Below are 25812 nucleotides of genomic sequence, written 5' to 3' on the forward strand. Positions count from 1 at the left end.
CATTCACCCTTCCATCTTCGCGACCAGCGCGTCGGAAACCTCGACGTTGGCGGTGACGTGCTGGACGTCGTCGTTGTCCTCGAGCTGGCCGATCAGGCGCAGGATCTTTTCCCCGGCCTCGTCGTCCACCGCGACGGTGTTCTGCGGCCGCCAGGCGAGCGCGGCCTTGCGCGGCTCGCCGAACTTCGCCTCCAGCGCCTTCTGCGCTTCGGCCAGCGCCTCGACCGAGGTGATCACCTCGTGCTCCTCGGGGCCGGAGACGACGTCGTCGGCGCCGGCCTCGATCGCCGCTTCGAGCATGGCGTCGTCGTCGGCGACCTTGCGGTCGAAGACGATCAGGCCGACCCGGTCGAACATGAACGACACCGCCCCGGTTTCCGCCAGCGACCCGCCGGCCTTGGTGAAGCAGGAGCGCACCTCGCCCGCCGTGCGGTTGCGGTTGTCGGTCAGCGCCTCGACGATGACGGCCACGCCGCCGGGTGCGTAGCCCTCGTAGCGCACCTCGTCGTAGTTCTCGCTGTCGCCGCCCGAGGCCTTCTTGATCGCACGCTCGATGTTGTCCTTGGGCATGTTCTCCGCCCGGGCGTCGAGCACCGCCGCGCGCAGGCGGGGGTTCATCGCCGGGTCGGGCATGCCGAGCTTGGCCGCGACGGTGATTTCGCGCGCGAGCTTGGAGAAGAGCTTGGAGCGCAGCGCGTCCTGCTTGCCCTTCTTGTGCATGATGTTCTTGAACTGACTATGACCTGCCATCCATCGCCTCGCGCAAAGCGCGCCTTCCTGCGCAACCCGTGAAAAGGAAATCGGACCCCTATACGCCAAAGCCCGGCGGCAAGGGAAGGCGCGAAGGAACGATCATTCAGGGCGATCGCACCTCAAGGCAAAGCGGCGAACCGCGCCGGGTCTGCGGGAGGCGGCCACTCTGGAGAGGATGGAGCCACGAAGGGGACGCCGGGCAGGGTTTGCCCAGCAAATCCCCGTCCAGCCTGGGACTGTGCGCCGGCGTTCGACGCGGGCTATCGGTCGCCGGCGCCCGGCCGACGCAATGGTCGGCGGCGCGCGAGGCCGCCTCAGCCGCCGGCGAAACTCCTCGGCGCCGGGCTGACGACCACGGCGGCGTTGTTGTCGATCTCCATCACCGCCAGGCCGCGCTCGTTCCACCCGTCGGAGCGGAAGCGGAACACGCCGTCGGCGCCGTTGAAGCCGTTGACGTTGGTCAGCGCCTGCAGGCTGAACGGATCGGGGCCGGCGCCGCGCGCGAGCGCGCCCGCGAGCGACACGGCGTCGTAGGAGAGCGTCGCCAGGCGCGTCGGCTGGCTGCCGAACTTGGCCTTGTACTTCTGCGCGAAGGCGTCGAATCCGGCGCTGTCGGGCGCGGCGAACCACGCGCCCTGCATCTGCGGCAGCCGCAGGACGCGCGCGTCGTTCCAGACGCCGGTGCCGAGGAGCTGCGTCTTGACGCCGCTCGCGGCCAGCGCGCTCGCGACCGCCGGCATGCCGTCGGCCTGCTCGGGAATGAACAGCGCATCGAACTGGCCGCCCGCCGCCGCGATCTGTTGCGCGGCCTCCTGCGGCTGGCCGGCCGGGTAGCGGGCGACGACGGCGACCGGCGCGTTGAGCCGGCCGGCGACCTGCTGGAATTCGGCGAGGGCGGCGTTGGCGTAGTCGGTCTGCGGGGCCATCGCCGCGAACGCCTTCTTGCCGCGCGAGACGGCGAATTCGGCGATCCGGTCGTCGTAGGTTTCGACCAGGAACGACAGCAGGAACACGCCGGGGCCGGCGACGCCGATGTCGGTGGAAAAGGCGATCATCGGTTTCCCGGCGCCCCGCGCGACCGAAGCCGCCTGGCGCACGTTGTTGGCGTAGAGCGGCCCGAGGAGCAGTTGCGCGCCGGCGCCGATTTCGGCCTTGGCGGCCTCGGCCGCGCCCTCCGGCGACGAACGGTCGTCCTGGATCATCAGCGTGATGAAGGGGCCGGAGAATTCGTCGATCGCCAGTTGCGCGGCGTTGCGCATCGAGGCGCCGATCGGGCTCGGCGCGCCGTTCTGGGTCAGCGGCAGGATCATGCCGACCCGGACCGGCCCGGTTCCCAGCGTCTCGCCAACCGCGGGCGCCGGCGCTCCGGCCGGCGCGGCGCCGGGCGGGGCGGCCTCGGGCGCGAGCAGCGAACTGGAGTTGCAGCCGGCGAGCGTGATGGCGAGACCGCCGCCGATGAGCGCGCGCCGGCTCAAGACCATCCGGCCCTCGCGCGACAGAAAGGAAACGTCCATGCGAACTCCGGCGAAGCGGCGCCCTGTCGCGCCATCGCGGGCCTATCGCGCTTGCCCCTGCGCGACAAACCCCGAACGCGGCCCGTCCACCGAAATTGTGGCATTTTCGACCGCGTTTGGCTATGCCGTCCTCCGACGCGCCCGGCGGAGCGCGAACCATGAAGAATGACGACGATTTTCGGCGCCCCAGAGGCGATCCGGCCCAGCGGGCGGACCGGGCCTTTTTCGTCCATGGCGTCGCCGTGCCCGCGCCGCCGCTCGCGGCAGGGCTCTATGTGGTCGCGACGCCGATCGGCAACCTCGGCGACATGACCTTGCGCGGGCTCGCGATCCTCGCCGCCGCCGACGCCGTCCTCGCCGAGGACACCCGCGTCTCGCGCACCCTGCTCGCCCGCTACGGCGTCGAGACGCCGCTCACGCCCTATCACGAGCACAACGCGGCCGAGGCGCGGCCGCGCGCTCTGCGGCGCATCGCCGAGGGCCAGGCGCTGGCGCTGATCTCGGACGCCGGCACGCCGCTCGTCTCCGACCCCGGCTTCAAGCTGGTCGCCGAGGCGGTCGCCGCCGGCTTCGCCGTCACGACCGCGCCGGGGGCGAGCGCGGCGCTCGCCGCGCTCTGCGTCGCCGGCCTGCCGACGGACCGCTTCTTTTTCGAGGGTTTCCTGCCGCCCCGCAGCGCCGCGCGGCGCGAGCGGATCAACGCGCTCGCCGGCGTGCCGGCGACGCTCGTCTTCTATGAAGCGCCGAGCCGCCTCGCCGAGACCCTCGCCGATCTCGCCGCCGAGCTCGGCCCCCGTCCCGCGGCGGTGGCGCGCGAACTGACCAAGCTGCACGAGGAGGTCTTGCGCGGGACGCTCGACGCGCTTGCGGCCCGATTCCAGGCCAGCGGGCCGCCCCGCGGGGAAATCGTGGTCGTGGTCGGGGCGCCGCAGGCGCGCGAGGCGGTCGACGAGACCACGCTGGACGCCGAGATCGGCGCGGCGCTGAAGACGCTCTCGGTCAAGGACGCGGCGGCGGCGGTCGCCGCCCGGCACGGCCTGCCGCGGCGGCAGGTTTACGCGCGGGCGCTGGCGTTGGCGGGAGAGGCGCGGTGAGCGCGCCGACCGGGGCGTCGGGCGCAGCGGCGCCGAGCCGGCGCCGTCCCGCGGGACCGTGGGTTGTTTCGGCCGGCGGCGGTCAGCGCGCCGTTCTGGCAGGCGAGGCCGCCTTTCAGGGACTTGGGCGCCGAAACCTGTCACTCTGGCGACTGCCGACCTGCCGCTGGGCGGCCCCCTCCGCCAGCCTTCGGCCGGCCCCGTTCCGCTTCGCTTCACGGGGGAGAAAAGCGCGGCCGCGCCCCAGGACGCGCTAAGCTGGATCAGCCGCAGCGCCTTACGATTGGAGGGCGCCCGTCTCGGGCGCCGCGGCGGCGAGACGCCGCCGCTCCCACGCAACGTTCGTTGGGCGGACCAGCGGACTCTAGCGTTTCCGGCGCGCTCCGGAGCATCCTTCGTCGGGCTCGGGACGAGGTTCGGAGAAGCGGCTGGGGAAGACTCACGCAGTGGCGTTGGCCCCCTCCCGCCAGGTCGGGTCCCACGATCGAGCGCGACCGCCGAGCCGCCCCGTCCTCGCCGGCGCCGGCGCTCGCGCAGGCGCAGGGATTCTCTCGCGCGCGCCGGAGCGAGGCGACGATGGACATTGTCATACAGCCGTGGCGTCGACGTCCTCCGCCAATCTCGCCAGCATACGCCGTCATTCTGATAAACGCAACTGATTGACCCGCCTTTTCGATAACGACGAGAGCGGACGCCTGACGGGGCGGGGGCGACGGCGAGCACATGGCGTCGTGAGCCGATCGGACGAGGCGGATCGGCAGGGATCCGCCAAGGCGGGCGTTTCGCGCGCGTTCCCGTCTTGTGATATGGTCCCGAGCATGGACCGCGACGCGATCATAGCCCGGTTGCGGGCGAGCGAGGCCGAGCTTCGGGCGCGCGGCGTTGCGCACGCCGCCCTGTTCGGGTCGCGCGCGCGCGGCGACAATCGCCCCGACAGCGACATCGACATCATGATCGACATCGAGCCGGACGCCGACATCTCGGTCTACGAGTATGTCGGCCTGCAACGGTATATCTCCGGTCTCTTCGGCGGTCCGGTCGATGTGATCGACCGCGGAGGACTGAAGCCCCACATCCGCCCTCCAGCGGAGCAGGATGCCTTGTATGCGTTCTGACCGCTCCGGTTCGATCGCGTATCTGTTTCATATTCGCGACAACATCGTTTTGGCGCGGCATTTCGTCGAAGGTCTCGATTACGAACGCTTTCGCGCCGATCCGCTCAGGGTTTATGCCGTGACGCGCGCGCTCGAGATCATTTCCGAAGCTTCGCGCCGTTTGCCCGAGACGACGAAACAACGGCACGCCGGCATTCCCTGGCCCGACATTGCTGGCGCGGGGAACGTCTATGTATATGGACGTGCGCGAGCGAGTCCTCTGGCGAACTGTCCAGAAGGACTTGTCGCCGCTTCTGGCCGCCGTGGAACAGGAATTGCGCGATCTCGGAGAGGCGCCGTGACCTTCGTCCACACGCAAACGCGGGACACCACCGCCTGCGAGCCGGCATGAGCCCGCCCCGCCGGGGCGACGTCGAGGCCCGCCGCCGCCTCGCCTTCGTCGGGCTCGGGACGAGGTTCGGAGAAGCGGCTCGGGAAGACTGACGCAGTGGCGTTGGCCCCCTCCCGCCAGGTCGGGTCCCACGATCGAGGCGACCGCTGAGCCGCCTTGTCTTCGCCGGCGCAGGGTCTGTCGCGCGCCGGAGCGAGGCGACGATGGACATTGTCATACAGCCGTGGCGTCGACGTCCTCCGCCAATCTCGCCAGCATACGCCATCATTCGGATAAACAAAACTAACTAGCTAGCCTTTTCGATAATGACGAGAGTGGGCGCCTGACGGGGCCGGGCCGACGGCGAGCACGGCCGACGTGGCGTCGCGAGCCCATCGGACGAGGCGGATCGGCAGGGGCTCGTCAACGCGAGCGTGTCGCCTGCGATCGCGTCTTGTGATATCGTTTCGCCATGGACCGCGACGCGATCATAGCCCGGTTGCGGGCGAGCGAGGCCGAGCTTCGGGGCCACGGCGTTGCGCACGCCGCCCTGTTCGGGTCGCGCGCGCGCGGCGACAATCGCCCCGACAGCGACATCGACATCATGATCGACATCGATCCGGAGGCCATCGGCGACGTCTACGCCTACGCAGGTCTTAAGCTTTACATCGCCGGCCTCTTCGACGGGCCTGTCGATGTGGTCGACCGCGAGGGTCTCAAGCCCTACGTCCGTCCTGCGGCGACGGCGGACGCCATCTATGCATTCTAGCGCTTCCGGAGCGGCTCGTTATCTGCATCACATGCGTCATAACATCTATCTGGCGCAACGCTTCGTTCATGGTCTCACCTACGAGCGCTTTCGCAACGAAGATCTTTATTTCTATGCGGTGACACGGTGCCTCGAAATTATCTCGGAAGCCTCACGCCGTGTTCCGCCAGAAATCAAGCAGCGTCATCCAGATATTCCATGGATGGAGATGGCGGCCGCGGGGAATATCTACCGCCACGATTACGAGGATGTCGCGCAACGCCTTGTCTGGGGCACGGTCGAAGACCGTCTGCCGCCCCTACTTGCAGCCGTGGAACAGGAATTGCGCGAACTCGGGGAGCTGCCGTGACCTACAGCTGCGCCCGGCCGCGATGAGCCCGCCCCGCCGGGGCGACGTCGAGGCCCGCCGCCGCCTCGCCCATCGGTTCGGCCTGAACGCCGAGACGATCGCGGCGATCTGGCTGACATGCAAAGGCTATTCGATCCTCGCGCGCCGCTATGCCGCCCACGGCGGCGAGATCGACCTGATCGCCCGAAAGGGCGACGCCGTCGCCTTCGTCGAGGTCAAGGCGCGCGCCGATCTCGGCTCCGCCGCGGAGTCCATCGGTCCGGCCAAGCGGCGGCGCATCGGCCGCGCCGCCCGCGCCTGGCTCGCCCGCAACCCCTGGGCGGTCGATTTCACGTTGCGCGGCGACGCGGTGTTCGTGGCGCGCGGAAAACTTCCCCGGCACGAACGGTGCGCGTATACGCTGATGATCGACTGATCCCGGCCTCTCTCGTCCCAGGACCGCCCATGCCCCTCACCGTCGCCGTGCAGATGGACCCGATCGCGCGCATCCGCATCGCAGGCGATTCCACCTTCGCCCTGCTGCTCGAGGCGCAGGCGCGCGGTCACCGGCTGCTGCACTATACCCCCGATCGCCTGCGGCTCAACTGCGGTCGCGTCGAGACCATGGCCGAACCGCTCGCGGTGCGCGACATCGAAGTAGACCACGCGACGCTCGGCGAGCCGCGCCTCGTCGACCTCGCGACCGTGGACGTGGTGCTCTTGCGGCAGGACCCGCCGTTCGACCTCGCCTATGTGACGACGACGCATCTGCTCGAGCGCATCCACCCGGCGACGCTGGTGGTCAACGACCCGCGCAGCGTCCGCGACGCGCCGGAAAAGCTGTTCGTGATGGACTTTCCCGAGCTGATGCCGCCGACGCTGATCGCGCGCGACCGCGAGGCGATCGAAGCGTTTCGCGCCGAGCACGGCGAGGTGGTGATGAAGCCGCTCTACGGCCACGGCGGCGCGGCGGTGTTCAAGGTCAGCCGCCAGGACCCGAATTTCGGTTCGCTGTTCGATCTCTTCACCGCCACCCTGCGCGAGCCGTGGGTGATCCAGAAGTTCCTGCCGGCGGTGGCGCAGGGCGACAAGCGCATCATTCTGGTCGACGGCGAAGCCCGGGGCGCGGTCAATCGCGTCCCCGCCGGCGACGACATCCGGTCCAACATGGTGCGGGGCGGCGCGGCGCGGGAAACCGACCTCACCGAGCGCGAACGGGCGATCTGCGCCCGGATCGGCCCGGAACTGAAACGGCGCGGCCTGGTTTTCGTCGGTATCGACGTGATCGACGGCTATCTGACCGAAATCAATGTCACCTCGCCGACCGGCATTCGCGCGATCAAGCGGCTCGGCGGCCCGGACCTCGCGGCGGCGATCTGGGATGCGATCGAGGCCCGATACGCCGCAAACCGAAAGTCCTGACGTCCGGACGGCTTTCGGCCGTCAACCGAAAACAGAAGTGTCGGCGCCAATGTCAGCTGTCGCAGCCCCCGCGGTCGAACGCCGTCCCCGCTCGCCGCGGTCTCATCATCCCGCCTCGCGGGCGCTCGACCGCGCCAGGATCATCGACGAACTGGCGGCGCTGCGCGCCGCCTGCGACGACGACGGCGCCTTCCGGCGCGAGGCGGTCGCGATTCTTCAAAGCGCCCTGGACAAGGGCCGCGAGGGCGCCCGGCGGGCGCTGGAAGCGGGCGGCAAGGGAAGGGCCTGCGCCGAAACCCTGAGCGCGGTCGAGGACGATCTCTTGCGCGTCGCGCTGGAACTCGCTGCGCGCTGGCTCGCTCCCGCGAGCGGCGGGGCGAGACCGACCGTCGTCGCGGTCGGCGGCTACGGCCGCGGCATGCTCGCCCCCGGGTCCGACATCGACCTCCTGTTCCTGATGCCCGACAAGCCGGCGCCGGCGGCCGAGAAGGTGGTCGAAGCGCTGCTCTACGTCCTGTGGGACCTCAAGCAGAAGGTCGGCCACGCCACCCGCACGGTCGACGAATGCCTGAAGCAGGCGCGCGCCGACATGACGATCCGCACCACCCTGATCGAGGCGAGGCTCGTCAGCGGCGACGAGACGCTGTTCGAGACGCTACAGACGCGCTTCGACCGCGAGATCGTCGCCAGGACCGCGCCGGAATTCGTCGCGGCCAAGCTCGCCGAACGGGAGGAGCGCGTCCGGCGCGCCGGCGCCTCGCGCTATCTGGTCGAGCCGAACGTGAAGGAAGGCAAGGGCGGCTTACGCGACCTCAACACCCTGTTCTGGATCACGAAATACGTTTATCGGGTGCGAAATCCGCACGACCTGATCGCCGCCGGCGTGTTCTCGCCGCGCGAGTTCGCGCTGTTCCGCCGCTGCGAGGAGTTTCTCTGGTCGGTTCGCTGCCGGTTGCATTTTCTCGCCGGGCGCGCCGAGGAGCGGCTCAGCTTCGACGTGCAGCGGCCGATCGCGCGCCAGCTGGGCTATTCGACCCGGGCCGGGCAGGCCGACGTCGAGCGCTTCATGAAGCACTATTTCCTCGTCGCCAAGGACGTCGGCGACCTGACCGCGATCGTCTGCGCCGCGCTCGAGGAGCGCCAGACCAAGCCCGTGCCGGTGTTCGACCGCTTCATCGGCAAGATCCGGAGGCGTCCGCGCGCCATCGCCGACGCCGAAGACTTCAAGGTCGAGACGGAGCGGGTCGACGTCGTTCGCCCCGACGCGTTCGAACGGGATCCGGTCAACCTGATCCGGCTGTTCTGGGTGGCCGAGCGGTCGAATCTGCCGATCCATCCGAACGCGGCGCGGCTCGTCACCCAGTCCTTGAAGCGCATCGACGCCCGGCTGCGCGAGGACCCGGAAGCCAACCGGCTGTTCCTCGAGATTCTCACCTCGCGCCACGCGCCGGAAACGGCGCTCAGGCGCATGAACGAGGCCGGGGTGCTCGGCCGGTTCATTCCGGACTTCGGCCGCGTGGTCGGGATGATGCAGTTTTCGATGTATCACCACTACACGGTCGACGAGCACCTGATCCGGGCGGTGGGCGTCCTGAACGCGATCGAGGGCGGCCGGCTGAAGGCCGAGGTGCCGCTGTCGAGCGAGTTCATCCACAAGATCTCGCACCGCACCGAGCTCTACCTCGCGGTCTTTCTGCACGACATCGCCAAGGGGCGGCCGACCGACCACTCGAAGACCGGCGCCGACGTCGCGCGCAAGCTCTGCCCGCGGCTGGGCCTCACGCCCGCCAACACCGAGCGGGTCGCCAAGCTGATCGAGCACCATCTCGTGATGTCCAACATGGCGCAGGGCCGCGACCTGTCCGACCCGCGCACCGCGGAGGCGCTGGCGGCGATCATGCAGACCCAGGAGCAGCTCAAGCTGATGCTGATCCTGACCGTCGCCGACATCCGCGCGGTCGGCCCGGGCGTGTGGAACGGCTGGAAGGGCCAGCTCCTGCGCACGCTCTACTGGGAGACCGAGGTGGTGCTCGGCGGCGGACATTCGGCGGTCAACCGCGACGCCCGCGTCCAGGCCGCGCAGGAGACGCTGCGCCGCGCGCTGCCGGGATGGTCGGACCCGGAGTTCGACGCCTACGCCCAGCGCCATTATCCGGCCTACTGGCTCAAGGTGGAGCCGGAACGGCAGGTCGCGCACGCCGCCCTGCTCTACGCCATGGCGGCCGACCTGCGCTCGCTCGCCACCGAGGTGACGACCGATTGCTTCCGCGGCGTCACCGCGGTGACGGTGGTCGCGCCCGACCACCCGCGGCTGCTCAGCGGCATCGCCGGCGCCTGCGCCGCGGCGGGCGCCAACATCGTCGACGCGCAGATCTTCACCACCACCGACGGCCTCGCCCTCGACACGATCTTCGTCTCGCGCGCGTTCGAGCGCGAGGAGGACGAACTGCGCCGGGCGCAGAGAATCGCCAAGAACATCGAACGCACGCTGCGCGGCGAGGTCCGCCTGGACGAGATCGCCCCGGCCCGGGAGAGCCGCGACCTCCGGCGCGGCGCCTTCGCCATCGAGCCCGAGGTCACGATCGACAACACGATCTCCCGCCGCTACACGGTGGTCGAGGTGTCTGGGCTCGACCGGCCGGGGCTCTTGCGCGACCTCACCGGCTCGCTGTCGAAGCTCAACCTGAATATCGGCTCGGCGCACATCGTCACCTTCGGCGAGAAGGCGGTGGACGCATTCTACGTCACCGATCTGACCGGGCAGAAGATCAACTCGCCGGCCAAGCAGGCCGCCATCAAACGGCGTCTGCTGGCGGACTTCGGGGTCGAACGCTGACCGCCGTATCGCCCGTCGCGGGCGAGCCACGGCTTGATTTTTGCCGCGTGTGTCCTGATATGCGTCGCGAATCCGCAAGGGGCTTTTGAAACCATGAGTGATCCGAACGCCGAACGCGCCGAAGCGACGCCGGCCGAAGCCACGCCTTCCGAAACGCCGGAGCGTGACGCCTTCGCCGTCATCGAGGCGCTGAACGCCGAAAACAGCCAGCTCAAGGACCGGATTTTGCGGACGCTGGCGGAGATGGAAAACCTGCGCCGGCGCACCGAGCGCGAGGTCGCCGACGCCAAGACCTACGGCGTCACCAGCTTCGCCCGCGACATGCTGTCGGTGGTCGACAACCTCTCCCGCGCGCTCGAGCACGCGCCCGCCGAAGCCCGCGCCGCGGCGGAGCCGCAGATCCAGTCGGTGATCGAGGGGGTCGAACTGACGGCGCGCGACCTCGAGGCGGCGCTCGGCCGCCACGGCGTGAAAAAGCTCGATCCGAAGGGCCAGAAGTTCGACCCGAACTTCCATCAGGCGATCTTCGAGGCGCCGGACGAGACCGTGCCCTCGGGCACCGTCTCGCAGGTCGTCCAGACCGGCTGGACGATCGGCGACCGGGTGCTGCGTCCGGCGATGGTCGGCATCTCCAAGGGCGGGCCGAAGGCCGCGCCGAAGGAGGGGTAGACCCTCATCCGGCCCTTCGGGCCACCTCCCCCAGAGGGGGAAGGGTCGCCCTCTCCCACAGGGAGAGAAGGCCGCAGGGTGAGGGCTCGCCGTCACGCGCCGGCGGGCGTCACCCGGCGCAGCGTCAGATTGATCCGCCCGCCCTCCGAAAGCAGCGTCGAACCGCCCGCCACGATGCGGTCGACGCCGTGAAAGACCAGACGCGCGGGGCCGCCGAAGGTCAGCGCGTCGCCGGACTGGAGCCGCAACGACCGGGTGGGCGACGTTCGGGTCAGGCCGCCCAGGCGGAACAGGGCCGGGTCGCCGAGCGACAGCGACACCACCGGCGCTGAGAACTCCTGCTCGTCGCGGTCCTGGTGCAGGCCCATCCGCGCGTTGGCGTCGTAAAAATTGATCAGGCAAGCTTCGGGCGGCGGCGCGCCCGGCGCGAGCGCGTCCCACAGGTCGGTCAGCAGGTCCGGCATCGGCGGCCACGGGCGGCCGGTCTCGGGATGGTTCGGCTGGTAGCGGTAGCCGCCGACGTCGCTGACCCAGCCGAGCGGCCCGCAATTGCTCATCATGACCGACAGCGGCTTGCCGGTCCTGGGCATCCGGGCGCGATAGAGCGGCGCGTCGGCGAGCGCGGCGCGGATCGCCTCCAGCAGGCGCTCCTGGGCGGCGCGGTCGAGACAGCCGGGAAACCACGCGACGCCGGGAACGACTTCGAGGGAGCGGATGGCGGCCATGATGGTCTGACCTTCAAGGCTTCGGCGTTGACGACGCCGGGGCGCGGCTCGCCCGGGAATGAGGGCCGCCCGCATGCGGCGGTCGCGTCTGCCCTCCAGCGTCCAGCACGCCGCGTGCGAGGTCAAGACGAGGGGCGGCGGCGGATCGGAGGGATGGGACGGTTCGAGCCCAAACCCGTCGAGCGCCGTTCGGGAAAGCCGCTCGGGCCTCGATCGCCATTGATTTCATAAGGCGTTCGTCGATCGCGGCGGGCGACGCGGACGCCGCATTCGCCTCTTGACCAATTCAGCATAATCATTATAACAATATCACAAAAGGGAGGACCGCCGTGCTTGAGGGCGTCGAGCCGCTGAGCCGATCCGAGGGAAGTCTCGCCGAAGAACTGGTGCGCCGCATCGAGGCTCTGATCCTCGAGCGGCGAGCCGAGGGCAACACCCGGCTCGGCTCCAAGGAAGAGTTGCGGCAAACCTTTCAGGTCGCCCACGGGACGATGAACGAGGCCATGCGCGTGCTCGAGACGCGCGGGCTGGTCGAGCTTCGCCGCGGTCCGCAGGGCGGCGTGTTCGTCGCTCCGCCTTCGATCTTTCTTCGCCTGAGCAACGTCTTTCTCGGCTTCCGCAAGAACTCGGAGTCGATCCAGGACTGTCTCGCGGTGCGTGATCAACTCGAAGTCCTGACCGCGGTCGAGGCGGCGAAGACCGCCCCCTCGCGGCCCGACGACGTCAAGGAACTCTATCGCCTGTTCGACAGGATGGCGGAGACCGTCGACGAGCCGCAAGTCACGCTGACGTGGAACTGGGAGCTGCATCGCTGCATCTCGCGCATGGGCGCAAACAAGATTCTGTCGGGGATCTATCTCACCCTGCTCGACTACATCGAGCAGGAACTCGACGAAGTCGCGGCGGTCCCTTCGCCGGGACGATCGCAGCGCATCCTGAAAATGCACCGCGACATCATCGACGCGATCGCCTCCGGGGATGTCGAGCGGACCGCCGCCGCCACGCGCTACCACCCGCTGCCGCCGGAAGAGGGATCCCCGGCCGAGCCCGGACCCAGCAAACGCTACGACCGCAAGGCGCGCGAGCCATGAACGCGGCTTCCCCTCCCGACTCGACCGTCCTGCGCGTCACCGGCTGCGTGAAGCACTTCGGCGGGGTGCGCGCGCTGCGCGGCGTCGACTTCAGCGTCGCCGCCGGCGAGATCCACGCGCTCCTCGGCGCCAACGGCGCCGGCAAGTCGACGCTGATCAAGGTCCTCGCGCACGTCCACAAGCCCGACGCCGGAGAGGTCACGCTGCGCGGGGCGCCGCTGACGGAGGCGATGCTCGGCACGCGCCTCTCCTTCGTCCATCAGGATCTCGGCCTGATCGACACGATGACGGTCGGCGAGAACATGGCGATGGCTTACGGCTATCCGCGGCGCGCAGGCCTGATCGACTGGCGCGCGGTGAACGCGATGGCCGGATCGGCCCTGCACAAACTCGGCGCGCCGCTGCCGCTCGACCGAAACGTCGGCGAACTCAGCCAGGCGGAAAAGTCGATCGTCGCGATCGCCCGCGCTCTGACGCGCGACATCGACGTCCTCGTGCTCGACGAACCTACCGCCAGCCTGCCGGAAGCCGACGTCGAACGCCTGTTTTCCGCCGTGCGCGCGCTCAGCGCCCGCGGCGTCGGCATCGTCTATGTCAGCCACCGGCTCGACGAAGTGTTCCGGCTGGCGGACGCGGCCACGGTGCTTCGCGACGGCCGGGTCGTCGCGACCTACCGGCCCCTCGACGCCTCGCCCGAACAACTCGTGGCGGACATCGTCGGCAAGACGCCGGCCCGTCGGACCGGCGCGCAGCGTGCGAGGAGCCGCGCGGGCGCCGTGATGGAAGTGTCGGACCTCGCCGTCGACCACATCGGGCCGATCACCTTCGACGTGGCGCCGGGCGAGATCGTCGGCCTTGCGGGGCTTCGCGGCCAGGGTCACGAGGCGGTCGGGCGGGCGATCGGCGGGGTCGCCCCAGCCTCGGCCGGCGAGATCCGCATCGCCGGGATCGCCCGGCGCTTCCGGAACCCCGGCGACGCGATCGCCGCCGGAGTCGGCTTCGCCTCCAGCAAGCGGGCCGAGGAAGGGCTCGCGACCGCCCTGACCGTTCGCGAAAACCTGTTCCTCAATCCGTTCAACTTCGGCCGCCGCGCCCTCTCGCTGCGCACCGCGGCGCGCGAAAGCGTCGAGGCCGCGGCGATCCTCGATCGTCTCGACGTTCGCCCCCGCGAACCCGACCGCGACGTCGCGACGCTGAGCGGCGGCAACCAGCAGAAGGTGGTGCTCGCGCGCCTGGCCGGGCAGAACTATCGCGTGCTCGTGCTCGAAGAGCCGACGACGGGCGTCGATGTCGGCGCCAAGGCGGAGATCTACCGGATCCTCGCCGAAGGCGCCGCCAGGGGCGCCGCCTGCGTCGTGATCTCGTCCGATCTCGATGAGCTGGCGCAGATCTGCGATCGCGTGCTCGCATTCAGCGGCGGCCGGATCGTCGCCGAGATCGCGCGCGACGATCTGACCGTCGAAACGCTCACCCACGAAATCAGCGGCGCCGGATCGCACACCAAGGCGACGGCGCGGACCAACGCCGCGGACGTCCGATGACGCCGCGTTCCAACCCGAACGGCGCGAGCGCCAAGGGAGGCGAAAGCATGAGCGTGGCCGATCCCAAGGCGTCCCCGGGGGCCAGTGCGGCGAATCTTGCAACGGTTTCGGCCGGGAAGCGCACGGTCGGGCAGGCGCTGCTGCACATCGTTTCCAATCACGGCCTGTTCCTGCTCGCGATCCTGTTCGTGATCGCCTACGCGATCCTGCTTCCCGACACCTTTCTGACCAAGCAGACGTTCCGCGCCATCATGGCCGCCAGCGTGATCGTCTCGTTTCTGAGTCTGTCCGAGATGATCGTCGTCGCCTCGAACAATTACGATCTCTCGATCGCCTACAATCTTGGCCTCAGCCATATCATCGTCATGGGGTTGCTGACCCGCACCGAGATTCCCTGGTACGCCGTGGTCGCAATCGTGATCGCGATGGGCGCGCTGATCGGGCTGATCAACGGCCTGCTGGTCGAATACGCGAAGATCGACTCGTTCATCGCGACCCTCGGCGTCGGCACGATCCTTTACGGCCTCGGCGCCTGGTACACCAACGGCGCGCAACTGGTCGGCGACCTGCCGCCGATGTTCACCGGCATCAACGACACGACGATCTTCAATGTCCCGCTGCCGGCGATCCTGGTCGCGATCCTGGTCGTCGCGCTCTGGGTCGTGTTCGAGTTCCTGCCGATCGGGCGCCAGATCTACGCAATCGGCGGCAACCGCAAGGCGGCGGAACTGACCGGCGTTCCGGCTCGGCGCATCGTGATCGCCGTGTTCGTCGTCAGCGGAGCGATCGTCGGGTTCGCCGGCGTGGTCCTGGCGGCGCGCCTGCGCGTCGGTCAGACCGCGGTCGGACCGGAGTTCCTGCTGCCGGCGTTCGTCGGCGCGCTGCTCGGCTCCACCACCATCCGGCCCGGACGGGTCAACGCGCTCGGCACGATGGTCGCGGTCCTGGTCCTGGCGATCGGGATCGCGGGTCTTCAGCAACTCGGCGGCGGCTTCTACGTCGAGCCGATCTTCCAGGGCGCGAGCCTCATCCTGTCCGTCGGACTCGCCGGTTACGCCGCGCGCCGACGGCGCGAGGGACGAAGCGCCTGATCCGTCGCGGGATGCGGGATGCACGGCCCGTCGCGTCTTCAAGTCGTGCCAATCAAAGGACCGGGAGGAAACGATGAATGAGTTGAAGATGGCGCTGCTCGGCGGCGCGGCGCTGCTCGCCGCAGCGTCGGCTGTGCCGGCGTCGGCGGAAAGCCTCGACCAGATCAAGGCGGAATCCAACGCCGCGACCGCGCCGGTGACGCAATGGGACGGCCCGACGACCGGGCCGAAGGCGGACAAGAACAAGTTCGTCGTCTTCCTCGCCGACACCCAGACCAACGCCGGCTCCTCCGGCAGCGCCGAGGGCGCGCGGGAAGCGGCCGCCGCGCTCGGCTGGAAGTTCCAGGTGATGGACGGTCAGAACACGCCGACCGGAGAATCCGCGATCTTCGAGCAGGCGATCGCCCTGAAGCCCCACGGCCTGATCGTCGGCAGTTACAATTCCAAGGCCTTCAAGGATCTGTTCAAGCGCGCGGGCGAGGCCGGCATCAAGATCGTGACCTGGCACGGCGCGGCGGCCCCGGGGCCGATCGACGGCATTCCGGAAGTGTTCTGGAACCTTTCGACCGATCCCTACGCGATCGCCAACACGGCGGCGAAATACGCGGTCGCGCACAGCGACGGCAAGGCCAACGCGGTCATCCTCACCGACATGCAGTATCCGATCGTGGTGACCAAGACGCGCGGCCAGGAGGACGGGATCAAGGCCTGCGACACCTGCAAGGTGCTGTCGATCGAGAATGCGCCCTACACCGAGATTTCGCAACGCATGCCCTCCCTCACCAGCGCGCTTCTGCAGCGCTACGGCGACAAGCTCGGCTACATACTCGCCTTCAACGACCTGTACTTCGACTTTGCGGCGCCGACGCTGCGCGCCAACGGCGTTCCGCCGGATGGCGCTCCGCATCTCATCTCCGCCGGCGACGGCAGCGTTTCGGCTTACGACCGCATCCGCAAGGGGGACTACCAGATCGGCACCGTGCCGGAGCCGTTGCATCTTCACGGCTGGCAGGCGATCGACGAACTCAACCGCGCCTTCCACGGCGAAGGCCCGAGCGGCTACGTCACCAAGGTCCATCTGGTGACCAAGGACAACATCAACGCCGACGGCGGCGACAAGAACAGCTTCGACCCCGGCAACGGCTATCGCGACCAGTACAAGAAGATCTGGGGCGTCCAGTAGCCTTCGCCTTGCGCCGGCGGTGACGAACCGCCGGCCGCCTTCCCGCGCCAACCCCCGTTTCCGCAGGCCCAATCCATGACACGAGCCAAAGTCTTCGCGTTCGAGCGCAACGATCCGAGCGAGGAATCGCTGCATTGGCTGAGGGATCGCGGGGTCGAAGTCGCGCTCGGAAAGCCGATGTGGGAAAAGGGTTTCAAACGCTTCAGCGACGACGAGATCATCGCGGCCGCGCAAGGTTTCGACGGCGTCATCGGCGCGAGCGGCGCGAATTTCAACCGGCGCGTGATCGACGCCCTGCCGCGCCTCAAGTATATCGCCAAGTTCGGCGTCGGCGTCGACAGCATCGACGTTCCCTACGCGACCGAGAAGGGAATTCTCGTCGCCAACACGCCGGTCGACAGCCAGGCGGCGCCGGTCAGCGAACACGCCATCGCGATGATGCTGGCGCTGCGCAAGCGCCTGACGCAGTGGACGCCCGCCTTCATGGCCGCGGGCGGTTGGCGCGCCGACATCTTCTGCGACGTCATCGCCGGCTCGACCGTCGGCATCGTCGGGCTCGGGCGGATCGGCGCGGGCGTGGCGAGGCGGCTCGTCGCGTGGGAGGTCACGCTGCTCGCCTACGATCCGTTCCTGAGGCAAGCGCCGGCGGGCGTCGAGCTCTGCTCGCTCGATCGACTGCTGGCGGAATCCGACGTCGTCACGCTGCACGCGGCGCCGACGCCGGAGAACCGACATCTGATCGACGCGGCGGCGCTGGCGCGCATGAAGCGCGACGCCATTCTGATCAACACGGGCCGAGCCTGGCTGGTCGATTACCCGGCGCTCCGGGCGGCGCTGGTCGAGGGGCGAATCGGCGGGGCCGGGCTCGACGTCTTCGAGACGGAGCCGCCCGACCCCGCCGACGTGCTGTTCACGCTGAACAATGTCGTCGTGTCTCCGCATTCGGCGACGTGGAGCCTGAGCGGCGTGATGAAAGTCGGCTGGTGCGCGGCGCGCAACATGTGGGCGATGATCAGCGGCGAAGGCGAGGCGGCGATCGTCAATCCGGACGCGCGAAACAACGCGAAGATCTGAACACGAGCACTCAGGAGGGCGACATGGCCGACTATCTGGTCGCGGAAAGCGCGCGCAACGTCAAATATCTCGGACAGACCGACCAGGGCGGCCGGCCCGACGGCTGCCAGGTGATGGTCTCCAAGGGCTACGCCTACGTCTGCAACGGTTTCTCCGCCGGCCTGACCGTCATCGACGTCAACAATCCGCGCGATCCGAAGCCGATCGCCTTCCTGCCGTGCCATCCGAACTCGTGGTCGATCCACTGCCAGACGCATGGCGACCTGATGCTGGTGGTCGAGGAGTTCAACTTCTACAAGGTCTACGACAACGAGGAGAGCTACTACGGCGGCTCGATCTCGGGGGTCCACAGCTCGCGGTTCGGCAAGCGAGGCGAGGACTATTCGGCAGGCCTGCGGGTCTACGACATCTCGGACCGCGCTCATCCGCGCGCCATCGGCTTCATGGACGTCGAAGGCCTCGGCCTGCATCGGGTCTGGTGGGTCGGCGACCGGTACGCCTACGCCTCCGCCTTCCTCGACGGCTACACCGACCACGTCTTCATCGTCATCGACATGGCCGACCCGACGAAGCCCGTCGAGGTCGGCCGCTGGTGGCTGCCCGGCATGTGGGCCGCCGGAGGCGAGACCGCCAACTTCGACGGCCGCGTCGCCCTGCACCACGCCGTGATCGCCGACGACGTCGCCTACGGCTCGTGGCGCGACGGCGGGCTGACGCTGCTCGACGTCAAGGACAAGACGAAGCCGAAGCTGATCTCCCACCGCAACTGGCGCCCGCCGTTCGCCGGCGGCACGCACAGCGCCCTGCCGCTGCACGATCGCAACCTCGTCATCGTCGCCGACGAGGCGGTGCGCAACATCGACGTCGAACCGCTGAAATACACCTGGGTGATCGACATCCGCGCGCCCGAGAACCCGGTCACGATCGCCACGATGCCGACCCCGAGCGACCAGGACTACTTCAGGAAGCCGGGCCACTTCGGGCCGCACAACCTGTGGGAGAACCGCCCGGAGGGCTATCAGAGTTCGCGCTACGTGTTCGCGACCTACCAGAACGCCGGGCTGCGCATTTTCGACATCGAGAACCCGTTCCGGCCCGAGGAGCATGGCTGGTTCGTGCCGCCGCCGCCGCGCAAGCTCGTCGATTTCCGCCCCGACATCGTGCTGCAACTGCACACGGCCGACGTCTACGTCGAGAAGAACGGGCTCGCCTACATGACCGACTTCAACGCCGGCCTGTCCGTCGTCGAAATCGACGGCGTCTGAAGGAGCGCGAGCCATGTACGACAAGTCGGACCCGCGCGCGAGCCTCGTGGCCGCGCCCGTCGCCAAGTCGCCGGTCACGGCCTATGGAGCCGCCGATTACCTGCGCTTCCACGAAGGCCCGCCGCAGCAGAGCGACGCCCTTCAGCGCACGTGGCTCGGCCGCGGGCAGAACGCCGTCGTCGCCTATTCCGACGTCGAAGCCGGCGCCGTGTTCGAGCGTCGCGGCCAGGTCGACGAATGGGCGCTGCTGCTGCCCGACCGCGACGGGAAGGCGGAACTCGTCGTGGGCGACGCGACGCACGCCCTTCCCGGCGCCTCGCTGACCTTCGTCCCGCCCGGCGACAGCGTGCTGAAGGTCCTACAGGGCGGACGCATCGTCCGGCTGTTCACCACCCGCTCGGCGGATCTGGCGGACGCCTCCGTCAACGCCGCCGGCTACCGCGAGCCGCGTCCCAACGTGGCGCCGTTCGCGGCGTGGCCGGCGCCGCCGGACGGTTTCAGGGTTCGCACCTACGGCCTCGACGTTCCCGACGAGCCGGGGCGCTTCGGCCGCATCTGGCGATGCACGACTTTGATGGTCAACATCCTGCCCGTCAGCCGCGGCCCGCGCGACGTCACCAAACTGTCGCCGCACCATCACGACGATTTCGAGCAATATTCGCTCGTGCTCGAGGGCGTCTTCATCCACCACATGCGCTGGCCGTGGACGCCGGACATGACGATGTGGCGCAACGACGAGCATGAGTCCTGCGGCACGCCGTCGGTCGCGGTCATCCCGCCGCCGGCGATCCACACCAGCCGTTCGCTCGACCCGGGCGTCAACCAGCTGGTCGACATTTTCTCGCCGCCGCGCCTCGATTTCTCGCTCAAGCCCGGCTGGGTGCTCAATGCGGCCGACTATCCGACGCCGGCCGGCCCGCAGGGAGGCGCCTGAGCCATGACGCCCGCTCCCGCAAGCTTTCGCGCCCGGTTCCTGGCCGGCGACCTTCTGCTCGGCGCCTTCATCAAGACTCCGACGCCCCACGCGACCGAGATTCTCGGCGGCGTCGGGTTCGACTTCGTCGTCATCGACGAAGAGCATGCGCCGTTCGACCGCGTGACGATCGACACTGTACTGCTCGCGGCGCGAGCGTCGCAGACCGCGGGCCTCGTCCGGGTCGCCGAGCCCACCCCGGCCAGATTGCTGGCGGCGCTCGACGACGGCGCCGCCGGCGTGCTCGCGCCCCACGTCGCCAGCGTCGAAAAGGCGAAGGACGTGGTCGCGGCCTGCCGCTACCGCGGCGGCAAGCGCGGCTTCTCGAACTCCCCCCGGGCGGGCGGCTACGGCAAGCTCGGCGTCTGGGACCATGTCGACGCGGCCGACGCTTCCGTCGCCGTGATCGCCATGATCGAGGACCCGGAGGCGCTCGACGCCATCGACGCGATCGTCGCGGTCGAGGGCCTCGACGGCGTGTTCATCGGCCGGGGCGATCTGACGGTGGCAATGGGGGCGACGGGCCCCGCCGATCCCAGAGTGCGCGCCGCCGCGCAGACCATCACCGCCGCGGCGCGGACCGCGGGGAAGCCCGTCTGCATCATGGTCGCCGACGCGAAGGAGGCGCAGGACTGGCGCGCGCTCGGCGCCAGCGCCTTCATCGTCGGCTCTGACCAGGGCTTCCTGCGACAGTCGGCGCTTCGGACCCGAACCGAATTTTCCGCCCTGCCGGCGCGCTGATCGCGAGCCTCGGCGTTCGTCGCGGCGCGCGGCTTCGGCCGCGCCTCGCATGCGGAGCGAGCGGAAGGCTACGTCGTCGCCGGCTCCACCGGCGCGCCCGCGCTCCCAGGGCGTCCCGCTCGTCGGAGATCACGCCCCTACCCGGCGAAAAGGTCGCGCACCCGGGAGATCAGGGCGTCCGGCGGCGCGAGCGTCGCCCCGGGGGGAAAGGCGAGGTCGCATCGGTCCGGTTCCGGCCACGCGAGCACGGTCATGCCGGCAGCCAGCCCGGACGCGACGCCGGGCGGGCTGTCCTCGATCACGAGACATTCGCCCGGCGGAATCCGAAGCCGCTCGGCGGCGCGCAGGTAGGGCTCCGGATCGGGCTTGCCGCGGTCGACGTCATCTCGCGAAACGGTGATCAAGTCCGCCTCGAACAGTCCGACCGCCCGAAGGTTGGCGTCGAGAAGGGCGCGCGCAGAATTCGAAACCAGCGCCTGAGGCGTCCGTCGCCGGCTCAGCCAGTCGAAGGCGGCCGCGGCGCCCGGGCGCATCTTCAGGTCCTTCGCTCGCGCGAGGTAGGCGCGGGACTTCGCGGCGACGAATTCATCATAGTCCGGCAATCGTGCAAAGCGACCCCGAACACGAGCGAACGTGTCGGCCATGGCGAGGCCGATCAATTCCCGCTGGAGGTCGTCGGGCGCCTCGATCCCCCAGCCTCTCAGGGCGTCGACGAGCGCCCGGTGGTGGACCTGCTCGCTGTCCACCAGCGTCCCATCGACTATCCCAAAGCGCGGCCCTGATCGGCATAGCCTCCGCGTGTCTCCTCGAACCTGACTGGCGCCCGCCGCAAGCCGCCCGCGATCGGGCGATCGCCGGCCTGGGCTCGCCTGTCTTCGATCGCCGGGCCCGGGAGGGGCCCACGGGACAGGGCGGAGGGTGGCAGTTGAAAATATGTTTCTCTCTTGATATTGTCAAAAAAAATTCCTTACCAGCGAGGCTTTGCAATGGCGCATATGGGCGACTTCCTCACCGAGATGCTGATCGCCTACGGCGTCAAATGCGTCTTCGGCATGCCCGGCGGTCAAACCTCGGCGCTCTACGAGGGCCTCGCCACCCGCCAGAGCCGCATCCGCCATGTCCTGGTGCGCGACGAGAGAAACGCGGTCTATGCGGCGGACGCGTTCGCGCGCATGACCGGCAGACCCGGCGTCTGCGACGTCACCGTGGGCCCGGGCTGCACGAAACTCACCGACGGATTCGTGGAGGCGCTGAACGCCTCGATTCCCCTGATCGCCATTGTCGGCGATCTGCCGCGAGACTGGCTTCCGCTCAAGGCGAAAGGCGTCGCTTCGCAGGGGTTCGATCAACTCGGCTTCCTCAAGTCGATCGCCAAGGACGCGTGGATCGTCCCGACCGCGTCGGCGTTCCCCGAGATGGTCCGGCTGGCCTTCCGGGCGGCGACCGCGCCGCGCCCCGGCCCCGTCGCCCTGATCATTCCGCACGACGTGTTCGACGCGGACTGGGACGAAGACAGGCGGCCCGTCGTCGCCGACGATCGCTACGCCTGCGCGCCGGCGCACCGATCTCGTCCGCTGCCGGAGCCGATCGAACGCGCGGTCGAGCAAATCGCCCGGGCGAAGCGGCCGATGATCGTCGCGGGAGGCGGCGTGCACGGGTCCGGCGCCTACGACGAACTCGAAGCGCTGGCGCAAAAGGCCGACGCTTTGGTCGCGACGTCGTTGACCGGCAAGGGCGCGTTTTGCGAGACGTCGAACCGCTCGGTCGGCGTGCTCAACCCGATGGGTTCGCGGGCGGCGCTGGCGCTCGCTCCCGCGGCCGACCTGATCGTCTGGTGCGGCAGCAAGGCGAGCCAGAACACCGCCAACAACTGGACGCTGCCGACGGCGGAGCAGGCGACGATCACCATCGACGACGACCCGCAGGAGCACGGCCGAACCTTTCGACCGACGGTGGCGCTGTTCGGCGACGTTCGCAGCACGCTCCGGGAATTGACGCCGCGGCTGACGCAAAATTCCAACGCGGAATGGCTCGAGCGGGCGGAAACGCAGAGGCGCGCGCATGAGGCGGCTCTGGACGAGGACTCGCGTTCCGACGCCCTCCCCCTGCACCCGGCGCGAGTCCTCAGGGAGATCGCGGCGCGTCTCGCTCCGGACGACATCGTCGTCAGCGACGCCAGCTTTTCCTCGGGCTGGATCGGCCAATACCTCCCGGCGCGCAAGGCCGCTCGCCGGTTCCTTTACGCGCGCGGGCAGGGCAGTCTGGGCTACGCCGTTCCAGGATCGCTCGGGGCGGCGCTGAGCGCGCCGGGCGCGCGCATCGTCACGGTCTCCGGCGACGGCGGCTTCTCGTTCTACATCGGCGAACTCGCCACGCAGGCCCAACTCGGGCTGCCCGTCGTGAACGTGGTGTTCAACAACGGCGTTCTGGGCTGGCTCGCGATGTGGGAGCAGGTGTTCTACAACAACACGAGACTGTCGGTCGATCTCGAGTCGAATCGCGCGCGGCCTTCCTACGCCGCGGCTGCGACGGGCCTGGGCCTGAAAGGGCTGCAAATCGAAAGCCCCGGCGACATCGCGACGGCGCTCGACGAGGCTTTCGCGTTCGACGGCCCCTCGGTCGTCGAGGTCCGGACCGATCCGAACGCCACGCCCATTCACAGCCTGCGCAGACGTTTGCAGGATCCCAACCCCGATCGAAAACGCCCGGGAACGGTGTACCAGTTGCGGGACTGGAAGCGGTCGCCTTCGCTTTGACCTGGCGGGCCCGGACGCGTCGGCCGGAGCCCTCAGCCGCCGAGGCCGGGTTTCCGGAGCTTGGCGCGCCGGGCGGGACGCGCGTGGCGCGGAATTGGCTGCCGCCGATCGACCAGGCCCGCGACGCGGGCGAGCGCAGGCGGGGACGGCGAAGAAGAACGAAATAAATTCTTTTCGTCTTGTATACGACGAAATTTCATTCTATACGATCTCGACGGCCGGCGACCGCGCCGGCCAAGGGATGAAACGGCGGATCACGAACGATGACAGACGCCATCACCTCAGCCATCGAGGCCGTCGGAATTGTCCCGGTCGTCGCGCTCGTAGGCCCCTATCCGGACATCCGATTCGTCCCCACCGGCGGCATAGGGCCGGAGACCCTGGCCAGTTACCTCGCCCTGCCTTCGGTCGCCGCCTGCGGCGGCTCCTGGATGGTCGAACCCAAGTCGATCAACGCAGGCGACTTCGACGCCGTGGAGCGAATCACCGCCGACGCCGCGCGCCTGGCGCGGATCGTCCCGACAACGCCCTGAAGTCGATGGGCGTCGGCTCGACGCCCCGCAAACGGTCCGGTCAGCCAACAGAAGAGGAAGCGTCGATGGCGAACCATCACATGGATCTTACGGGAAAGGTCGCGATCGTCACCGGCGCCGCCTCGGGCATCGGCGAGGCCGTGTCGAAACTCTATTGCGAACACGGTTGCAAGATCCTCGGGGTCGACGTCGACCGGGCGCGGCTGGCGAAAGTGGCGGAGGAGATCGAGGCCGCCGGCGGCGTTTTCGAGACGTTCCTCGCCGACGTCACCGAAGAGGCCTCCGTCAGAGCCTTCTTCAAGGACGCGTTCGCGCGCTGGGGCCGCATCGACGTGCTGGTCAACAGCGCAGGTCGCGATTCGCTCGCTCCGCCGGTCACCCAGGTCACGCTCGAAGAATGGAACAAGACGATCGGACCGAATCTCACCGCCGTCTTCCTCTGCTGCCGCGAAGCTTTCCTCTACATGGAGAAACAGGCGAGCGGCGGCCGCATCATCAACATGGGGTCGTCCTCGACCCGTATCGCGTCGGGGCCCGGCCACAGCCCGTATCGCGCCTCCAAGCACGGAATGCTCGGGTTTTCCAAGAACATCCTCCTCGAAGGCAAGGACAAGAAGATCGGCGTCACCGTCCTCAACCCGTCGCACGTCAAGACGCCGATGACCGAGATCATCGACAAGGGGCTCTACGACGGCGATCTGCCCGCTTACCTCGACGGCTGGCTCGACGAGAAGGAATTGAAGGAAGGCATCCACGCCTCCTGCATCGACGTCGACAACGTCGCCTGGCTCGCGCTCTTCGTCGCCACGCGATCGCCGGACGTCACGATCCCGACCATCGCCCTCTACCCCACCCACAAAGCCCATCGCTACGGCATGGAAGTCTAGAGCTCGGGCTCGGGGAGGTTACGATGAAGGCTGCGGTTTACAGGGCGCCGGGCGATATCGCCCTCGAAGATCGGGACATGCCGGTCTGCGGCGACGACGAGCTTCTGCTGCGGGTCCGCGCCGCCTCGGTCTGCGGCACCGACATGCGCATCTTCAAGAGCGGCCACTTCAAGATTCCGGCCTCGACGCACCGCGTTCTGGGCCACGAGGTCGCCGGCGTGATCGCCAAGGTCGGCCGCTTCGTCAGCGGATTCGCCGAAGGCATGCGCGTCACGGTGACGCCGAACATCGGCTGCGGCCGGTGCAAACTGTGCCGGCGCGGCTACAACAACATGTGCCCGAACTACGAGGCCTTCGGCATCAGTCTCGACGGCGGCTTCGAAGACTACATGCGCGTGCCCAACATCGCCGTTCGCGGCGGCAACGTCTTCGCAATTCCGGACGGCGTGAGTTTCGAAGAAGCCGCCGTGGTCGAGCCGCTGTCCTGCGCGTTCAACGCCTTCCAGGGATTGAAGGTCACGCCCGAGGATCGCGTGCTGATCTTCGGCCCGGGGCCGATCGGCGCCTTTTTCACCCAACTCGCGAAGCTCTACGGGGCGAAAACCGTGATCGTCGCCGGCATCACCGACAATCGCCTCGAGACGGTCGGGCGCATGGGGGCCGACGTCCTGATCAATACGACGCGCACCGACCTCGCGCAGGAGATCGCGAACATCTCCAACGGCGACGGTGTCGACGTCATCGTGACCGCGGCCTCCGCCCCCCAACTGCAGGCGCAGGCCCTGACCCTGCTGGCCATGCACGGACGCGTGAATTTCTTCGGCGGACTGCCGAAGGGCGCGAAGGTCGAGCTGGACACCAACCTCATCCACTATCGCGGCCTGCATGTCGCCGGAACGACAGGCTCGTCCAACGAAGACTACGCACGCGCGATGCAACTGGTCGCCGACGGCCAGATCAATGTCCGCGACATCGTCACCGAACGCTACCCGCTGACCGAAATCGGCAAGGCGTTCGACTCCGCGTTCGAGGGGCGCGGGATGAAGGCGATGGTCGTCCCGGGCGACTAGCCCCGAACCGAA

The 25812-nt window shown here is 68.7% G+C and carries 25 protein-coding genes; 21 read left to right on the forward strand and 4 right to left on the reverse strand.

Going from position 1 to position 25812, the window contains the following annotated elements:
* Positions 1 to 3: 3 nt before the first annotated feature.
* Entirely contained in the window at positions 4 to 750 is a 747-nt protein-coding gene (locus DFR50_RS00170; RefSeq protein ID WP_113887171.1) for a YebC/PmpR family DNA-binding transcriptional regulator, read from the reverse strand.
* 317 nt (positions 751 to 1067) lie between these two features.
* Positions 1068 to 2267, reverse strand: coding sequence for a penicillin-binding protein activator (locus DFR50_RS00175; RefSeq protein WP_113887172.1), 1200 nt, complete (start codon positions 2265 to 2267; stop codon positions 1068 to 1070).
* Between the two features lie 158 nt (positions 2268 to 2425).
* Between DFR50_RS00175 and rsmI the strand changes: the two genes are divergently transcribed.
* The 9 genes from rsmI to grpE all read left to right on the forward strand — a co-directional run bounded on the left by rsmI (position 2426) and on the right by grpE (position 10870).
* Positions 2426 to 3361, forward strand: coding sequence for a 16S rRNA (cytidine(1402)-2'-O)-methyltransferase (gene rsmI, locus DFR50_RS00180; RefSeq protein ID WP_113887452.1), 936 nt, complete (start codon positions 2426 to 2428; stop codon positions 3359 to 3361).
* An 818-nt stretch (positions 3362 to 4179) separates the two neighbouring features.
* Positions 4180 to 4476: a nucleotidyltransferase family protein gene (locus tag DFR50_RS00185; RefSeq protein WP_113887453.1), complete on the forward strand. Its 297-nt coding sequence runs from the start codon at positions 4180 to 4182 to the stop codon at positions 4474 to 4476.
* Positions 4466 to 4867 carry a HepT-like ribonuclease domain-containing protein gene (locus tag DFR50_RS00190; protein ID WP_245427214.1) on the forward strand — a complete coding sequence of 134 codons (402 nt, stop codon included), beginning with the start codon at positions 4466 to 4468 and terminating at the stop codon, positions 4865 to 4867. The genes DFR50_RS00185 and DFR50_RS00190 overlap by 11 nt, the downstream gene beginning before the upstream one ends.
* 451 nt (positions 4868 to 5318) lie before the next feature.
* A complete protein-coding gene (locus tag DFR50_RS00195; RefSeq protein ID WP_113887173.1) occupies positions 5319 to 5615 on the forward strand; it encodes a nucleotidyltransferase family protein in 297 nt (98 codons plus the stop codon).
* Positions 5605 to 5964, forward strand: coding sequence for a HepT-like ribonuclease domain-containing protein (locus DFR50_RS00200; protein WP_113887174.1), 360 nt, complete (start codon positions 5605 to 5607; stop codon positions 5962 to 5964). Before DFR50_RS00195 ends, DFR50_RS00200 begins: the two co-directional genes overlap by 11 nt.
* Before the next feature lie 22 nt (positions 5965 to 5986).
* Positions 5987 to 6379 carry a YraN family protein gene (locus DFR50_RS00205; RefSeq protein ID WP_113887175.1) on the forward strand — a complete coding sequence of 131 codons (393 nt, stop codon included), beginning with the start codon at positions 5987 to 5989 and terminating at the stop codon, positions 6377 to 6379.
* A gap of 29 nt (positions 6380 to 6408) precedes the next feature.
* Positions 6409 to 7365: a glutathione synthase gene (gene gshB, locus DFR50_RS00210; protein WP_113887176.1), complete on the forward strand. Its 957-nt coding sequence runs from the start codon at positions 6409 to 6411 to the stop codon at positions 7363 to 7365.
* Between the two features lie 49 nt (positions 7366 to 7414).
* The gene (locus DFR50_RS00215) at positions 7415 to 10201 is read left to right on the forward strand and encodes a [protein-PII] uridylyltransferase (protein ID WP_113887177.1); all 2787 of its coding nucleotides are present in this window, start codon (positions 7415 to 7417) and stop codon (positions 10199 to 10201) included.
* Positions 10202 to 10294: 93 nt separating this feature from the next.
* Positions 10295 to 10870 (forward strand): nucleotide exchange factor GrpE, encoded by a 576-nt coding sequence (gene grpE, locus DFR50_RS00220; RefSeq protein ID WP_113887178.1) that lies wholly within the window; start codon positions 10295 to 10297, stop codon positions 10868 to 10870.
* A gap of 92 nt (positions 10871 to 10962) precedes the next feature.
* Here grpE and DFR50_RS00225 read toward each other — a convergent pair whose 3' ends face one another.
* A complete protein-coding gene (locus DFR50_RS00225) occupies positions 10963 to 11595 on the reverse strand; it encodes an alpha-ketoglutarate-dependent dioxygenase AlkB family protein (protein ID WP_113887179.1) in 633 nt (210 codons plus the stop codon).
* 329 nt (positions 11596 to 11924) lie between these two features.
* On the opposite strand from DFR50_RS00225, the gene DFR50_RS00230 reads away from it, so the two are divergent.
* The 8 genes from DFR50_RS00230 (at position 11925) to DFR50_RS00265 (ending at position 20554) form a co-directional block, all read left to right on the forward strand.
* Positions 11925 to 12686, forward strand: coding sequence for a FadR/GntR family transcriptional regulator (locus DFR50_RS00230; RefSeq protein WP_113887180.1), 762 nt, complete (start codon positions 11925 to 11927; stop codon positions 12684 to 12686).
* Complete coding sequence (locus DFR50_RS00235) at positions 12683 to 14227, forward strand: sugar ABC transporter ATP-binding protein (protein ID WP_113887181.1); 1545 nt, start codon at positions 12683 to 12685, stop codon at positions 14225 to 14227. The genes DFR50_RS00230 and DFR50_RS00235 overlap by 4 nt, the downstream gene beginning before the upstream one ends.
* Positions 14224 to 15318 carry an ABC transporter permease gene (locus DFR50_RS00240; protein WP_113887182.1) on the forward strand — a complete coding sequence of 365 codons (1095 nt, stop codon included), beginning with the start codon at positions 14224 to 14226 and terminating at the stop codon, positions 15316 to 15318. The genes DFR50_RS00235 and DFR50_RS00240 overlap by 4 nt, the downstream gene beginning before the upstream one ends.
* A gap of 73 nt (positions 15319 to 15391) precedes the next feature.
* The gene (locus DFR50_RS00245; protein ID WP_113887183.1) at positions 15392 to 16501 is read left to right on the forward strand and encodes a substrate-binding domain-containing protein; all 1110 of its coding nucleotides are present in this window, start codon (positions 15392 to 15394) and stop codon (positions 16499 to 16501) included.
* Between the two features lie 75 nt (positions 16502 to 16576).
* Positions 16577 to 17575: an NAD(P)-dependent oxidoreductase gene (locus DFR50_RS00250; RefSeq protein ID WP_113887184.1), complete on the forward strand. Its 999-nt coding sequence runs from the start codon at positions 16577 to 16579 to the stop codon at positions 17573 to 17575.
* Positions 17576 to 17598: 23 nt separating this feature from the next.
* Positions 17599 to 18840 carry an LVIVD repeat-containing protein gene (locus DFR50_RS00255; RefSeq protein WP_113887185.1) on the forward strand — a complete coding sequence of 414 codons (1242 nt, stop codon included), beginning with the start codon at positions 17599 to 17601 and terminating at the stop codon, positions 18838 to 18840.
* A gap of 13 nt (positions 18841 to 18853) precedes the next feature.
* On the forward strand, positions 18854 to 19774 hold the full coding sequence (locus tag DFR50_RS00260) for a cupin domain-containing protein (protein ID WP_113887186.1): 921 nt from the start codon (positions 18854 to 18856) through the stop codon (positions 19772 to 19774).
* A gap of 3 nt (positions 19775 to 19777) precedes the next feature.
* Complete coding sequence (locus tag DFR50_RS00265) at positions 19778 to 20554, forward strand: HpcH/HpaI aldolase family protein (protein ID WP_113887187.1); 777 nt, start codon at positions 19778 to 19780, stop codon at positions 20552 to 20554.
* 137 nt (positions 20555 to 20691) lie between these two features.
* On the opposite strand, the gene DFR50_RS00270 is transcribed toward DFR50_RS00265, so the two are convergent.
* Positions 20692 to 21489 carry an HAD-IA family hydrolase gene (locus DFR50_RS00270; protein ID WP_113887188.1) on the reverse strand — a complete coding sequence of 266 codons (798 nt, stop codon included), beginning with the start codon at positions 21487 to 21489 and terminating at the stop codon, positions 20692 to 20694.
* Between the two features lie 51 nt (positions 21490 to 21540).
* Here DFR50_RS00270 and DFR50_RS00275 point away from each other — a divergent pair, with 51 nt between their 5' ends.
* The 4 genes from DFR50_RS00275 to DFR50_RS00290 all read left to right on the forward strand — a co-directional run bounded on the left by DFR50_RS00275 (position 21541) and on the right by DFR50_RS00290 (position 25800).
* Positions 21541 to 23310 carry a thiamine pyrophosphate-binding protein gene (locus DFR50_RS00275; RefSeq protein WP_113887189.1) on the forward strand — a complete coding sequence of 590 codons (1770 nt, stop codon included), beginning with the start codon at positions 21541 to 21543 and terminating at the stop codon, positions 23308 to 23310.
* A 263-nt stretch (positions 23311 to 23573) separates the two neighbouring features.
* Positions 23574 to 23843: a beta/alpha barrel domain-containing protein gene (locus DFR50_RS00280; RefSeq protein WP_113887190.1), complete on the forward strand. Its 270-nt coding sequence runs from the start codon at positions 23574 to 23576 to the stop codon at positions 23841 to 23843.
* Positions 23844 to 23908: 65 nt separating this feature from the next.
* Entirely contained in the window at positions 23909 to 24730 is an 822-nt protein-coding gene (locus DFR50_RS00285; protein ID WP_113887191.1) for an SDR family oxidoreductase, read from the forward strand.
* Positions 24731 to 24753: 23 nt separating this feature from the next.
* Positions 24754 to 25800, forward strand: a complete 1047-nt coding sequence (locus DFR50_RS00290; RefSeq protein ID WP_113887192.1) for a zinc-dependent dehydrogenase — start codon at positions 24754 to 24756, stop codon at positions 25798 to 25800.
* Positions 25801 to 25812: the final 12 nt, after the last annotated feature.

It is taken from the genome of Roseiarcus fermentans, from assembly GCF_003315135.1.
Lineage (GTDB): Bacteria > Pseudomonadota > Alphaproteobacteria > Rhizobiales > Beijerinckiaceae > Roseiarcus > Roseiarcus fermentans.

What these genes read in the sequence shown, in the direction of transcription:
- DFR50_RS00170 (WP_113887171.1), bottom strand. Translation starts at nt 750, where the DNA reads ATGGCAGGTCATAGTCAGTTCAAGAACATCATGCACAAGAAGGGCAAG.
- DFR50_RS00175 (WP_113887172.1), bottom strand. Translation starts at nt 2,267, where the DNA reads ATGGACGTTTCCTTTCTGTCGCGCGAGGGCCGGATGGTCTTGAGCCGG.
- rsmI (WP_113887452.1), top strand. Translation starts at nt 2,426, where the DNA reads ATGAAGAATGACGACGATTTTCGGCGCCCCAGAGGCGATCCGGCCCAG.
- DFR50_RS00185 (WP_113887453.1), top strand. Translation starts at nt 4,180, where the DNA reads ATGGACCGCGACGCGATCATAGCCCGGTTGCGGGCGAGCGAGGCCGAG.
- DFR50_RS00190 (WP_245427214.1), top strand. Translation starts at nt 4,466, where the DNA reads ATGCGTTCTGACCGCTCCGGTTCGATCGCGTATCTGTTTCATATTCGC.
- DFR50_RS00195 (WP_113887173.1), top strand. Translation starts at nt 5,319, where the DNA reads ATGGACCGCGACGCGATCATAGCCCGGTTGCGGGCGAGCGAGGCCGAG.
- DFR50_RS00200 (WP_113887174.1), top strand. Translation starts at nt 5,605, where the DNA reads ATGCATTCTAGCGCTTCCGGAGCGGCTCGTTATCTGCATCACATGCGT.
- DFR50_RS00205 (WP_113887175.1), top strand. Translation starts at nt 5,987, where the DNA reads ATGAGCCCGCCCCGCCGGGGCGACGTCGAGGCCCGCCGCCGCCTCGCC.
- gshB (WP_113887176.1), top strand. Translation starts at nt 6,409, where the DNA reads ATGCCCCTCACCGTCGCCGTGCAGATGGACCCGATCGCGCGCATCCGC.
- DFR50_RS00215 (WP_113887177.1), top strand. Translation starts at nt 7,415, where the DNA reads ATGTCAGCTGTCGCAGCCCCCGCGGTCGAACGCCGTCCCCGCTCGCCG.
- grpE (WP_113887178.1), top strand. Translation starts at nt 10,295, where the DNA reads ATGAGTGATCCGAACGCCGAACGCGCCGAAGCGACGCCGGCCGAAGCC.
- DFR50_RS00225 (WP_113887179.1), bottom strand. Translation starts at nt 11,595, where the DNA reads ATGGCCGCCATCCGCTCCCTCGAAGTCGTTCCCGGCGTCGCGTGGTTT.
- DFR50_RS00235 (WP_113887181.1), top strand. Translation starts at nt 12,683, where the DNA reads ATGAACGCGGCTTCCCCTCCCGACTCGACCGTCCTGCGCGTCACCGGC.
- DFR50_RS00240 (WP_113887182.1), top strand. Translation starts at nt 14,224, where the DNA reads ATGACGCCGCGTTCCAACCCGAACGGCGCGAGCGCCAAGGGAGGCGAA.
- DFR50_RS00245 (WP_113887183.1), top strand. Translation starts at nt 15,392, where the DNA reads ATGAATGAGTTGAAGATGGCGCTGCTCGGCGGCGCGGCGCTGCTCGCC.
- DFR50_RS00250 (WP_113887184.1), top strand. Translation starts at nt 16,577, where the DNA reads ATGACACGAGCCAAAGTCTTCGCGTTCGAGCGCAACGATCCGAGCGAG.
- DFR50_RS00255 (WP_113887185.1), top strand. Translation starts at nt 17,599, where the DNA reads ATGGCCGACTATCTGGTCGCGGAAAGCGCGCGCAACGTCAAATATCTC.
- DFR50_RS00260 (WP_113887186.1), top strand. Translation starts at nt 18,854, where the DNA reads ATGTACGACAAGTCGGACCCGCGCGCGAGCCTCGTGGCCGCGCCCGTC.
- DFR50_RS00265 (WP_113887187.1), top strand. Translation starts at nt 19,778, where the DNA reads ATGACGCCCGCTCCCGCAAGCTTTCGCGCCCGGTTCCTGGCCGGCGAC.
- DFR50_RS00275 (WP_113887189.1), top strand. Translation starts at nt 21,541, where the DNA reads ATGGCGCATATGGGCGACTTCCTCACCGAGATGCTGATCGCCTACGGC.
- DFR50_RS00280 (WP_113887190.1), top strand. Translation starts at nt 23,574, where the DNA reads ATGACAGACGCCATCACCTCAGCCATCGAGGCCGTCGGAATTGTCCCG.
- DFR50_RS00285 (WP_113887191.1), top strand. Translation starts at nt 23,909, where the DNA reads ATGGCGAACCATCACATGGATCTTACGGGAAAGGTCGCGATCGTCACC.
- DFR50_RS00290 (WP_113887192.1), top strand. Translation starts at nt 24,754, where the DNA reads ATGAAGGCTGCGGTTTACAGGGCGCCGGGCGATATCGCCCTCGAAGAT.